This window comes from Streptomyces sp. NPDC107522, from assembly GCF_055657525.1.
In genome coordinates this window covers 1,061,528-1,072,997 of record NZ_JBVKAU010000001.1, presented here as the reverse complement: position 1 = coordinate 1,072,997, position 11,470 = coordinate 1,061,528, and the positions used below count along the sequence as shown (strand labels likewise).

The following is an 11,470-nucleotide window of genomic DNA, read 5'->3' as shown; positions in this document are numbered from 1 at the left end:
CCGGCCGGGCGGCGCGTGGGGGGGCGGACTGGTAGGCCACGAACGTCATCTCCCTTGCGTGGCTACGCGGTTGTCGGAACGGGCCGCAGCAGGCTCAGCGCGGCGGTGACCACCTCGTCGGTGCCGATCCGCAGCAGCTGCGGGTCGGGGACGTCTCCGTGCGGGTCCCCCGGCGGGCCGGGTTTCCACAGAGCGATGTGGCGCTGCGCGCGCGGTGGGCCCCACAGCCGCGGCGACACCGGTCCGAAGAGCGTCACGGACGGTGTGCCGTGGGCCACCGCGAGGTGCGCCAGGCCGGTGTCGCCGCTGACCACGAGCGCGGCACGGGCGAGGAGCGCCGACAGCTCGCCGAACGGCAGCCCGCCGCGCAGCAGGTCCCGCGCGGGCAGGCCGGCGTGTGCGGCGACCTCCATGACCAGCGCGTCCTCGGCGGGGCCGCCGGTGAGGACGACCCGCCGGCCGAGGGTGCGCAGCCGCCGTACGACGCCGGCGTACCGTTCGGCCGGCCAGCGCCGGGCGGCGGACTCGGCGCCGGGATGGACGACGACGGCGCCGGGCGCCGGGGACGGCGTGGCGGGCGGGGGCAGCCGTACGTCGTCGGGGTCCGCGGAGATGCCGTACGCCCCGAGGAAGCGGCACCACCGCTCACGCTCGTGTTCGTCCGGCCGCCACACGGGAGGACGGACGGGGTCGTCCGCGGGTTCGGCGGCGTGCGCCAGCAGCCGGCGGGGGTGGAGCGCGGCCAGGGCGTCGCGGCTCTCGGGCCCGTTTCCGTGCAGGTCGATGGCGATGTCCGGCGGCGAGCCGACCCAATGTTCGAGCGTTGGCACGCCCCGTCCCGGAGCCTCGGCCGGCAGGACGCTGTCGACCGCTCCGGTGGCCGAGGCGGCTTCTGCGAGGGCCGGCGGCAACGCCAGCACGACGTGATCCTGTGGGAAGGCCCGCCGGATGCCCCGCAGGGCGGGCACACCGGCGAGCAGGTCTCCCAGCCCCAGCGCCCGCAGCACGAGCACGCGGCGCCCCTGCGACGGCCCGTTGGCTGTCACCTCGATCCGCTCGCCGCGGGATCCGGCCGTCCCGCCGGTCCCAGGGCCGAGTGGATCCTGACGGTGCCGCCGCGGTGGCCCGGACATCGACGCCTCCACGCGTTCCGCGCCCAGTTCGGCCCCGCTCACCGCGCGACGCCGCTCCGGCGGATCGATCACCGTCCGTCTCCTTCCGCTCGGCACTCACTCCGCCCACACCCCGTGGGCCGACTCGGCACGGCCGCCGACGGCCGGCAGGCCGATCCGGCCCGGCGATGACGCCGTCGCGGCCGGTCACCGCGACCTACGTCCGCTGCCGGCGACCTTCGCTCGTACCCCCGCCGTTCGCGGGGCCACAGCCGCCCGCTCGGCACTCACTCCGCCCCCACGCCGTAGACCGACTGGGCACGGCCGCCGACGGCCACGCCGAGCCCGTCCGGCCGTGACACGGTGGCCGCCGGTCACCGCGGCCTCCGTCCGGCGCTCGCGACCTTCGCCGGTACACCCGCCGTTCGCGGGGACAGTGCCGCCCGTTCGGCGATGCCGGTGGTGGAGCGGCCGTCGAGGTAGGGGAACAGGACGACCTGGCCGCCCCAGCTCTCGACCAGGGCCGCTTCGGGCAGGCGGGTCAGGGCGTAGTCGCCGCCCTTGGCCCAGATGTGCGGGCGCAGTTCGGCGAGGAGGCGTTCGGGTGTGTCCTCGTCGAACACGGCTACCGCGTCGACGCACTCCAGTGCGCGCAGGACGCGGATGCGGTCCGCCTGAGGGACGAGCGGGCGGCCGTCGCCCTTGCGGCGGCGTACGGACGCGTCGGAGTTGACGCACACGACCAGGCAGTCCCCGGTGCGCCGGGCGGCCTGGAGCAGCGCGACGTGGCCGGCGTGCAGCAGGTCGAAGCAGCCGCCGGCGGCGACGACGGTTCCGCCCGCTGCCCGCACCCGGGCCGCCGTGCGCAGCGCGTCGTCCGTCGGCTCGGCGTCGGACGGCGCCGGGGGCTCGGTCGGTCGGGTGTCCACGGCTGCGGAACGGACGCCGCCCTCGGCGACGTAACGCGTGGCGGCGTGCACGGCTCCCCGTACGGCCGTCTCGACGAGCTCCCCGTCGGCCAGGAGCCCGGCGGCGGTCGCCGCGAACCGGTCCCCGGCGCCGCAGGCATCGCCCTCGGCCGTGACCGGCGACGGCACGAGCAGCGGTGTCTCGCCATGTGACAGCAGCGCCCCGCGCCCGCCGAGCGTCACGGCGACGGAGGCAGCGTGCCAGGCGCGCACGAGCCGGGCGGCGTCCTGGGCCGCCGTGTGCAGTTCGCTGCCGTGCCGGTCCTCCCCGGCGTCGGTGCCCCGGCCCGCGAAGGCGTGCGCCTCGGCAGCCGACGGCGTCGCCAGCCGCACCCCCGGCACCGGCGGACGTCCCCGCGGATGGGGATCCCAGGCGACCGGTACCCGCGCCGCCGCGTCCGCCAGCGCCTCGCGCAGCACGTCGGCGGTGCCCCGGCCGTAGTCGGCGACGAGGACGCCTCCGGCTTCGGCGATCGCCCTGCATGCCTGCTCGGTTGCTTCTCCGGCCCTTCCCTCGCCGTCGTCCAGGCGCAGCAGGGGGCGGCCGTCGGCGAGGACGCGGGTCTTGCTGGACAGCGCCCCGGTGAGCGGGAGTTCGACGAGCTCGACCCGGTCGGCCAGGAGCTCGCGCAGCGCCGCGCTGTCCGGGTCGTCGCCGAGCGCGGTGACCAGGGTGACGGGTCGGCCGTCGGCCGCGGCGAGGCAGGCGGCGAGCGCGGCACCGCCCGGGCGGGTGGTGCGGCGGGGTCCGCTGACCACCGGTACGGGCGCGTCCGGGGCGAGGCGTTCGACCCGGCCGGAGACGTCGTGGTCGAGGAGGGCGTCCCCGACGACCAGCAGTGCGGCCGGGGCGGTCATGTGCCGTCCTCCTCCAGGAGCAGCGCCCAGCGCTCCCCGGGCCGTCGGCTCCCGGCCGCCTCGCGCCGCCCGTCGGACTGGTGCTGCTCCTCGGGTGCCGCCTCGGTTCCGGCGCCCCAGTACCGTCGGCTCCCGGCCGCCGCGCGCCGCCCGTCGGCCCAATGCCGCTCCTCGGGTGCCGCCCCGGTTCCGACGGCCCAGTACCGGTCCTCCGCCGTCTCATCCCGGGCGTCGGCCAGACACCGCCGGTGGGCCGACTCCCGCCGTTCGACCGCCTGGTCGAAGGCCTCGCAGAGCATGTGGACGGCCACCAGGTGCAGCTCCTGCACGGTCGCGGAGGTCGCCGCCTCGACGCACAGGGCCTCGTCGGCGCCGCCCGCCAGCGGGTTCGGCGCCGGGCCGGTCAGCGCCCACACCGTCATGCCGAGGCGGCGGGCCTCGCTCGCCGCGACGAGCAGGTTGCCGCTGGCGCCGCTGGTGGACAGCAGCATCAGGACGTCCCCGGCGCGGCCGTGCGCCGCGACCTGCCGGGCGAAGATCTCCTGGACGCCGTAGTCGTTGGCGATCGCGGTCGTGGAGGAGGTGTCGGCGTGCAGGGCGAGGGCGGAGAACGGCGGGCGGTCGTCCCGGTAGCGGCCGACCAGCTCGGCCGTCAGGTGCTGGGCCTGGGCGGCGCTGCCGCCGTTGCCCGCGACGAGGAGGCGGGCCCCCGCGCCGAGACGGGAGGCGAGCGAGGTGCCCCAGCGCCGGACCACGGGCGCGGCGTAGCCGCGGAATCCTTCCAGTGCCTTCATCAGGTCGTCGCAGTGCGTGACGTCGGTGGCAAGTTTCATCGGACGGCTCCCGAGAGTGAGGGCACCGAGGAGACCGCGCTGTAGGCACGGGTCACACCGTCGGCCACGCGGTCCCAGGTGTAGCGGGCGAGGACACGGCGGCGTCCGGCTGTGCCGTAGCGGGCGAGCAGGTCGGGGTCGGCCAGGAGGCGGCGGACGGTTCCGCTGATGTCGTCGTCGTCGGGCGGGACGAGGACGCCGGTGATGCCGTCGACGACGGTGTCGAGCTGCCCGCCGACGGCGGTGGCGAGGACGGGCGCGCAGCAGGCCATGGCCTCGACCGGGACGATGCCGAACGGCTCGTAGCGGGGCAGGGAGAGCACGAGGTCGGCGCTGGACAGCAGCCCCGGCATCTCCTCCCGGCCCACCCCGCCGAGCAGGGTCACCCGGTCGGCGACACCGCACTCCTCGGCGATCGCGCGCAGCCGCTCGGCCTCGGGTTCGGCGAGGAGCAGGGCGGCTTCCGGGCCGCCGGCGATGAGGAGTTCGGCGTCGGGGACGTCGGCCAGGGCGCGGATCGCGCGGTCGAAGCCCTTGCGCGGGACGAGCCGGCCGACCGAGAGCAGCCGCCGGGGCGCGGACGCCGGCCGGGGCGGGGCGGCGACCGGGGCGAACTGCACGGGATCCACACCGCAGGGGACGACGGAGATGTGCTGCCGGGACAGTCCCATGGCCTCCAGTTCGGCCACCTCGTCCTTGCAGGTGGCGATGATGCGGCTGCACTCGCGGCCGACGGCGGTCTCGATCGCGATGCGTTCGGGCGGGCTGGTGTCGGCGGCGCCCTGGTAGCGCCTCTTGACGGTGCCGAGCGCGTGGTAGGTCTGCACGACGGGTATGCCGAGGCCGCGCGCCCCGGCCAGGGCCGCCCATCCGGACATCCAGAAGTGGGCATGCACCACGTCGGGTGGCTCGGTCGCCCACTGGCGTGCCAGGAAGTCACCGAACTCCGGCATGTACGGCGGGAGTTCGTCCTTCGGTATCGGAGCCGCCGGTCCGGCGGGCACATGGACGACCTGGAACCCGTCGGGCGTGGTGACCCGCTCGGGCAGCCGGGGGTCGTCGCGCCGCGTGTACACGATGACCTCGTGTCCCCGGCGGACCAGTCGCCCGGCGAGTTGCGCCACGTACACGTTCTGCCCGCCCGCGTCCGGCCCGCCGAGCGCGGCCAGCGGACTGGCGTGCTCGGAGACCATGGCGACACGGCCGGCCGAGGGGTGGCTGGTGCTCATCGGGTGACCTCCTTGATCAGGCGCTCCCAGTCGTCCCGGAAACGCCGCTCTCCGTAGCGGGCCTGTGCCGCGGCCCTGGCGGCCTCCCCTGTCAGCCGGGCGTCGGCGGGATCCGCGAGGAACCCGCGCATGGCGTCCTTGAGTACGTCGAGCCGGTTCGAGACGACCCCGGCGCCGTCCGGGACGGCCTCGCGGACCTCGGTGGTGTCGAGGGCCACGACCGGCATCCCGAGGAACATCGCCTCCAGCAGGGACAGTCCGAGCGACGTCCACCGGACGGGGTGGAGGTACATGCGGCAGCGGGCCATCGCCGGGTGCAGGCGGTTCTGCGGCAGGTCGCGGCTGCGGCAGCGGTCGGGGGGCAGCCCGAGGTGGTCGCCCAGCCCCTCGGTGCGCATGCCGAAGACGTCCAGCGGCACCGCGCCGGAGAACTCCGGCAGCAGGTCGGTTCCTGTCGTACGGCCGCGCCGTACGGGCTCGTTGACGACGACCGCGGCGCGCGGCTCCTCGCCGGTCCACAGGTGGCCGGGGTCGACGATGCCGTGCTCGATCACCGTGGTGGGGGCCCGGCCGTTGTCCCACATCAGGCGGTTGAAGTGGGTGACGTGCACGAGGGGGATGTCGGTGCGGTCGGCGAGCGGGTGCCGGGTGTCGACGGGCGTCTCGTGCGGGCTGTTGTGCTCGACGTACACGGCGGGTACGTCGACACCGGGGCAGCGGCCGGTCCACTGCCGGGCCAGTTCGAGTTCGTGCGGCCTTTGCAGCACCATCAGGTCGATGTCTGCCTCGCGCAGTTCGGCGGGGCTCAACTCCCGTACGGTGGGCGGCCATTGCCATGTTCTGGCGCGCCCCAGACCGTCGGGGCCCCGGTCGGGGGTCACGGGGACGAGGAAGGTGTACGCCCCCTGGACGAACGACGTCAGCCAGGATCCGTGCACATGCCAGACGAGGATGTTCATGTGGTCTCCCCCATGAGTTTCTGCACCGCGGCCACCACGTCGTGGGCCGTGACCTCGTCGAGGCACGGATGGCCTGGTACGGGACAGTGCAGGGCCCTGGTGTCCGCGCACGGCGCGTTCTGGTCGCCGAGGAGCACGCTCGGCACTCCGTACGGCGCCCAGCGCTCCGCCGGGACCACCGGGGAGAACAGGGACACGACCGGTGTGCCGACGGCCGCTGCCAGGTGGGCGGGGCCGGTGTTGCCGCACACGACTGCGTCGGCGGTGCGCAGGACTCCGGCGAGCGTGCGCGGGGCGGTTTTGCCGCCGAGGTCCACGGCCGTGTCGCCGCTGACCCTCCGGGTGAGACCGGCCTCCTCGGGCCCTCCGGTGACGACGACCCGGTGGCCCACGTCGGCGAGCAACTCGACGGCCTCGGCGCAGCGTTCGGGGCTCCAGGCGCGGGCGGGCGCGGTGGCGCCGGGGTGCAGCACGACGTACGGGCCGTTGCCGGTCAGCGCGATGGTGTCGGGCGGCGGCAGCACGCGCGGTCTGCCGTCGTCCCCGGGGTGCGGCAGGAAGCCCATGGCGGCGGCGGTGTCGAGGGCGGCCTCGACCTCGTGGCGGCCGGGGAGCCGCCGGTGCCGTACGTCGAGGAGGCGTCCGGGATGGTCGACGCTGTCGGCGCCGATGCGGGGGACGCCGGCCAGGCGCAGCAACAGGGCGGTGGGCAGGGGGCTCTGGTGGAAGGAGGTGAGCACGAGCGCGGCGTCGAACGCCGCGTCCTTCAGGCGCCGTACGAGTCCGTCGACGTCGGCCTCCTGAACGGTGGGCGGGTCGAAGCCCTCCCACGGGGACTCCCACACCATCACCTCGTCCACGCCCGGCAGGAGGTGCGCGGCGGGTTCGCCGCGCGGGCCGCACAGCAGGGTGACGTGGGAGGAGTGCGCGGCGACGGCGCGGACCGCGGGTCCGGCGAGGAGTACGTCGCCGAAACTGTCGAGGCGGACGACCAGTGATTTCACGGGTGATCACCCCGCGTCTCGGTCTCGTTCTCGGTCTCGCTCTCGGACTCGGTCTCGGTCTCGGCGAGGAGCCGCCGGACCGCCGTGAGCAGGTCGGGGGCGGTGCTGGGTGCGGTGTCGACCTCGCCCTGCAGGGTCGCCACGTTGGGCACGAGCACGCCCCGGGCGCCCGCGGCGCGTGCGGCCTGGACGTCGGCCGCGATGTCGCCGATCACCACGCAGTCCGCGGGGGGCACGCCCAGGCGTCGTGCGGCTTCGAGGACCAGCCCCGGGCGGGGTTTGCGGCAGGCGCAGCCGGCCTCGGGCGGGTGGGGGCAGTAGACCCAGGTGTCGAGACCGCCGAGCAGGGTGTTCGCGCGGTCGTTGACGCGGCGGACGTCGGTGTCGGTGAGCAGTCCGCGGCCGATGCCCGACTGGTTGCTGACCACGCCGGTCGGGATGCCGGCGGCGCGCAGCAGGTCCAGTGCCTGACGGGCGCCGGGCAGCGGGCGGACGCGCGTGGGGTCGGCGTTGTAGGGGACGTCCTCGACGAGGGTGCCGTCGCGGTCGAAGAGGACGGCGGCGACCCGGACGCGGTCCGCGGTGCGCGGGTTCACGGCGTGCTCCTGAGGGGCGTGCCCGTGCGGGGCGTGACCCGGCGATGGCGTATCAGGCCGTCGAGCCAGTGCCGGATCGCCAGCGGCGGGATGACCACGCTGGTGGCGACCATGGTGGTGATCTCCTGGGGGGTGCGCGGTCCGGGCTTGATGCGGGCCAGGGCGAACTCGGCGGTGCCCAGCGCCCACAGTGCTCCCGCGACGCCGGCCGCGCGGCGCCGGCCCGTCAGCGCGAGGGCGGGTGCCGTGAGCGCCATGGACGTCACGAGCGCGTGCCGGGGCAGCCGTCCGCGCGGGGCCTGGGCGCGCGCCCACCAGTCGGGGCCGTGCAGCCGGGTCATCAGGGCGTCGTCCGCGTTGCCCCGCTGGGCCCGCACCGACACCCAGCGGTCGGCCTCCCGCACCGGGTGGCGTGTCGTCCGCGCTCCCCGGTGCAGCGACCACCCGGCCTCGTGCATGCGCAGTGCCAGGTCGGCGTCCTCCCGGAAGGCGCGGCCGAACCGCTCGTCGAAGCCGTCGACCTCCTCCAGTGCCGCGGTCCGGTAGGCCATGTCCGCCGTCGCCCAGGCGGCGTGCTCCAGTCCGGCCGTGCCGCGCTCCCAGTCGGTGGGCCTGCGGTCCTGGGGCAACGGCACGCGCAGGCGTCCCTGGATGCCGCCGGTGGAGGCGCCGGCCGCGCCGAGGTCGTCCGCGAGGCGGCGGGACCAGTCGGGCAGCACCTGTACGTCGTCGTCGAGGAAGACCGTCCAGGGCGTACGGACCGTGCGCCAGCCTGCGTTGCGGGCGGCCGCCGGGCCGCGTCCTGCGGTGCGCAAGGTCCTGACCCGCAGCCCGTCGGCCGCCTCCAGGGGCAGGGGGCCGGTGGGGTCGGGGCGGTCGTCGACCACGACGACCTCGTCGGGCGGGTGGCCGCCGGCCGCGGCGAGCGCGCGCAGGCAGTCGGCGAGGCAGGGCCGCCCGATCGTCGGGACGACGACGGAGTAGGCGGGCGCGTCCGTCATGCGAACACCTTCTTCCGCCGGATCGCGAACGGCCCGAGGGCGAGCAGGTCCACGGGCGCGGAGCCGAAGCACTCCAGGGCGTCCCGCGGATCGTCGACCATGGGCCGTCCGGCGGTGTTGAGGCTCGTGTTGACCACGACGGGCAGTCCGGTGAGGCGCTCGAATCCCTCGATCATGCGCGCGACGAGGGGTTCGTCCTGCCGGTCCACGGTCTGGATGCGGGCCGTGCCGTCCACGTGGACGACGGCCGGGATGCGGTCCCGCCACTCCTCGGCGACGTCGTGCACGAACAGCATGTAGGGGCTGGGCAGCGGCCCGTCGAACAACTCCCCGGCCCGCTCGGACAGCACCATGGGCGCGACGGGGCGGAACTCCTCCCGGCCCTTGACGGCGTTGAGGCGTTCCAGGTTGGCCGCGCGGCCGGGGTGGGCGAGCAGGGAGCGGTGGCCGAGTGCCCGGGGACCGTATTCGCTACGGCCCTGGAACCAGGCCACGATGCCGTCCCCGGCGAGTTCCGCGGCGACGGTCTCGGCGATGTCGTCGGGTTCCTCGTAGGGCACGGCCGCGCGTTCCAGCCAGGCGCGCAGGTCGTCGTCGCTCCAGCCGCGGCCGAGAGCGGCGGTCGGCATGGCTTCCACGGCTTCCTTCTGGTTCGCGACATGGAGCGCGGCGCCGAGGGCGGTGCCCGCGTCGCCGGCGGCAGGCTGCACCCACACACGGCGGAAGGGCGTCTCGCGGTAAAGCCGGGTGTTGGCAACGCAGTTGAGCGCCACGCCGCCCGCGAGCGTCAGCACGTCCTCGCCGGTACGGTCGTGCAGCCAGCGGGCGAGGCCGAGCAGGACCTCCTCCAGGCATGCCTGCGCGCCGGCGGCGATGTCGGCGTGGTCCTGCGTCCACGCGCCGCCCGGCACACGGGCCGGGACCAGCGTCCCCCAGGGGACGGGGCGGGCCCGGAAGCCGCCCTGGCCGTCCAGGTGGACGTACTCCCGCAGTTGGTCGAGGAAGCGCGGTGTGCCGTAGGACGCCAGCGCCATCACCTTGAACTCGTCGCTGCTGCGCAGGAATCCGAGGTGCTGGGTGAGGTCCTCGTAGAACAGGCCCATCGAGTCGGGCAGCGACTGCGAGCCCAGCACGGTGAGTTCGCGGTTCGCGTACCGGCCGGCGAGGTGGGAGCCGCACTCACCGCGGCCGTCCAGCACCAGGACGGCGCTGTCGGGATACGGGGCGGCCTGCCCGGCGGAGGCGGCGTGGGCGACGTGGTGGGCGACGAAGCGGACCTTGTCCGGCTCCAGTCCGGGCAGGGCCTCGGCGAGGAACTCGGGGGCGCGGCGGGCGTATTCCTGACGCAGGTGGTCCCAGGGGTCGTACACGCCCAACTGCTCTGCGGGGCGGGCGAGTTCGGGGTCGTAGGAGTAGGCGACCGCGTCCAGGTCGGACGGGGTCAGGCCGGCCCGTTCCAGGCACCATCGGGCGGACTGTTCGGGCAGTTCCCAGGCGGAGAAGGGGACGGGCCGCTTGCCGTGCTTGCGCCGACTGAAGCGCTCCTCTTCCGCCGCTGCCACGATCCTGCCGTCCATGACGAGAGCGGCGGCGGGGTCGTGGAAGAGGGCGTTGATTCCCAGGACTCGCATGCGTTGCCTCCGTGCGGCGTACGGGAAGGGGGCGTACCGGAAGGGGCTGTCCGCCTACGGGGCCGGTTCACCCGCGGACGGTGCCGTGGCGAAGTAGGCGATGGTCTGCTTGATGCCCTCCTCCCAGGGCACGTGGGGCGTCCAGCCCAGCAGTTCACGCGCCAGGGCCGTGTCGGGGCGGCGGCGCTGCGGGTCGTCGGTGGGGCGGTCGACGTACACGATCCGGGAGGAGGAGCCGGTCAGTTCGACCACGCGGTGGGCGATCTCGCCGACCGTGACCTCGTCGGTGCCGCCGATGTTCACGGGGCGCACCGAGTGACTCGCCGCGACCAGCAGGACACCGTCGACGGTGTCGTCCACGTAGCACAGGGACCGGGTCTGCCGGCCGTCCCCCGCCACCGTCAGCGGTTCGCCGGCCAGTGCCTGACTGACGAAGGTCGGGACGGCCCGCCCGTCGTGCGCGCGCATGCGCGGTCCGTACGTGTTGAACAGGCGGACGATGCCCGCGTCGGCGTCCCTGACGCCCACATGAGCGGTGACCAGTGCCTCGGCGAACCGTTTGGACTCGTCGTACACACTGCGCGGGCCGACCGGATTGACGTTGCCCCAGTAGTCCTCGCGCTGCGGATGCTCCAGCGGATCGCCGTATACCTCGGACGTCGACGCGAGCAGGAAGCGGGCTCCGTCACGCTCCGCGACGGCCAGCATGTTGCGCGTGCCCAGACTTCCGACGTCGAGTGTCTCCAGCGGCAACCGCAGGTAGTCGGCCGGTGACGCCGGGCACGCGAAGTGCAGGACGAGGTCGTAGGGCCCCGGCAGCCGCTCGGGGGCGTCGGGGGCCGAGACGTCGCACTCGACGAACCGGAAGCCGCGGCGGCCTTCGAGGTGCGCGATGTTCTCGCGCGACCCCGAGGACAGGTTGTCGGCGCAGTCGACTTCGACATCTGAATTCAGCAGCCGTTCGCACAGGTGACTGCCGAGGAAGCCGGCGCCGCCCGTCACCAGCGCGCGTTGCCATGTACATGTCGTATTAGCGCTCATGGATCATCCTTCGTCCGCGCCCGAAGGCGCCGGGCGATGGGGCCCGGCACACGCCGTTCGGCGCGGCACAAGGGGGATTCGGAGAGCCACGGAAAGCCTCGGTGGGCTTTCCCGAGCTATGGGCGAGAGTGAAAGAACATGTCGCGGACTGCGCTGAGCAGCAGAGCCGCTTCGGCGGGTCGTCGATCTTCGGCGACGCACTGACCGAGGTTCCCGTGCCAGTTGTTTTCACACGTTG

9 protein-coding genes and 1 pseudogene are annotated in these 11,470 nt (G+C 74.7%); all 10 read right to left on the bottom strand.

Annotation, left to right across the window (positions count from 1 at the left end; translation table 11 throughout):
• Positions 1-62: 62 nt before the first annotated feature.
• The 10 genes and pseudogenes from ACZ7L6_RS04935 to ACZ7L6_RS04890 all read right to left on the bottom strand — a co-directional run bounded on the left by ACZ7L6_RS04935 (position 63) and on the right by ACZ7L6_RS04890 (position 11,232).
• The gene (locus tag ACZ7L6_RS04935; protein WP_471920521.1) at positions 63-1,205 is read right to left on the bottom strand and encodes a glycosyltransferase family 9 protein; all 1,143 of its coding nucleotides are present in this window, start codon (positions 1,203-1,205) and stop codon (positions 63-65) included.
• Positions 1,206-1,486: 281 nt separating this feature from the next.
• Positions 1,487-2,938 (bottom strand): D-glycero-beta-D-manno-heptose 1-phosphate adenylyltransferase, encoded by a 1,452-nt coding sequence (gene rfaE2 / locus ACZ7L6_RS04930; RefSeq protein WP_471920520.1) that lies wholly within the window; start codon positions 2,936-2,938, stop codon positions 1,487-1,489.
• 263 nt (positions 2,939-3,201) lie between these two features.
• A pseudogene (locus ACZ7L6_RS04925) lies at positions 3,202-3,771 on the bottom strand (D-sedoheptulose-7-phosphate isomerase); the annotation flags it as partial.
• Positions 3,768-5,000 carry a glycosyltransferase gene (locus ACZ7L6_RS04920; RefSeq protein ID WP_471920519.1) on the bottom strand — a complete coding sequence of 411 codons (1,233 nt, stop codon included), beginning with the start codon at positions 4,998-5,000 and terminating at the stop codon, positions 3,768-3,770. The pseudogene ACZ7L6_RS04925 and the gene ACZ7L6_RS04920, both read right to left, overlap by 4 nt.
• Positions 4,997-5,959 carry a glycosyltransferase gene (locus tag ACZ7L6_RS04915; RefSeq protein WP_471920518.1) on the bottom strand — a complete coding sequence of 321 codons (963 nt, stop codon included), beginning with the start codon at positions 5,957-5,959 and terminating at the stop codon, positions 4,997-4,999. Before ACZ7L6_RS04915 ends, ACZ7L6_RS04920 begins: the two co-directional genes overlap by 4 nt.
• Positions 5,956-6,963: a glycosyltransferase family 9 protein gene (locus ACZ7L6_RS04910; RefSeq protein WP_471920517.1), complete on the bottom strand. Its 1,008-nt coding sequence runs from the start codon at positions 6,961-6,963 to the stop codon at positions 5,956-5,958. The genes ACZ7L6_RS04915 and ACZ7L6_RS04910 overlap by 4 nt, the downstream gene beginning before the upstream one ends.
• A complete protein-coding gene (locus tag ACZ7L6_RS04905; protein WP_471920516.1) occupies positions 6,960-7,559 on the bottom strand; it encodes a D-glycero-alpha-D-manno-heptose-1,7-bisphosphate 7-phosphatase in 600 nt (199 codons plus the stop codon). Before ACZ7L6_RS04905 ends, ACZ7L6_RS04910 begins: the two co-directional genes overlap by 4 nt.
• On the bottom strand, positions 7,556-8,560 hold the full coding sequence (locus tag ACZ7L6_RS04900; RefSeq protein WP_471920515.1) for a glycosyltransferase family 2 protein: 1,005 nt from the start codon (positions 8,558-8,560) through the stop codon (positions 7,556-7,558). Before ACZ7L6_RS04900 ends, ACZ7L6_RS04905 begins: the two co-directional genes overlap by 4 nt.
• Complete coding sequence (locus ACZ7L6_RS04895) at positions 8,557-10,191, bottom strand: carbamoyltransferase family protein (RefSeq protein WP_471920514.1); 1,635 nt, start codon at positions 10,189-10,191, stop codon at positions 8,557-8,559. Before ACZ7L6_RS04895 ends, ACZ7L6_RS04900 begins: the two co-directional genes overlap by 4 nt.
• 54 nt (positions 10,192-10,245) lie before the next feature.
• Entirely contained in the window at positions 10,246-11,232 is a 987-nt protein-coding gene (locus ACZ7L6_RS04890) for an NAD-dependent epimerase/dehydratase family protein (protein ID WP_471920513.1), read from the bottom strand.
• Positions 11,233-11,470: the final 238 nt, after the last annotated feature.

Excerpts from the sequence above, each read along its gene's own strand:
- ACZ7L6_RS04890 (WP_471920513.1), bottom strand. The coding sequence starts at position 11,232 with ATGAGCGCTAATACGACATGTACATGGCAACGCGCGCTGGTGACGGGC.
- ACZ7L6_RS04915 (WP_471920518.1), bottom strand. The coding sequence starts at position 5,959 with ATGAACATCCTCGTCTGGCATGTGCACGGATCCTGGCTGACGTCGTTC.
- ACZ7L6_RS04920 (WP_471920519.1), bottom strand. The coding sequence starts at position 5,000 with ATGAGCACCAGCCACCCCTCGGCCGGCCGTGTCGCCATGGTCTCCGAG.
- rfaE2 (WP_471920520.1), bottom strand. The coding sequence starts at position 2,938 with ATGACCGCCCCGGCCGCACTGCTGGTCGTCGGGGACGCCCTCCTCGAC.
- ACZ7L6_RS04900 (WP_471920515.1), bottom strand. The coding sequence starts at position 8,560 with ATGACGGACGCGCCCGCCTACTCCGTCGTCGTCCCGACGATCGGGCGG.
- ACZ7L6_RS04895 (WP_471920514.1), bottom strand. The coding sequence starts at position 10,191 with ATGCGAGTCCTGGGAATCAACGCCCTCTTCCACGACCCCGCCGCCGCT.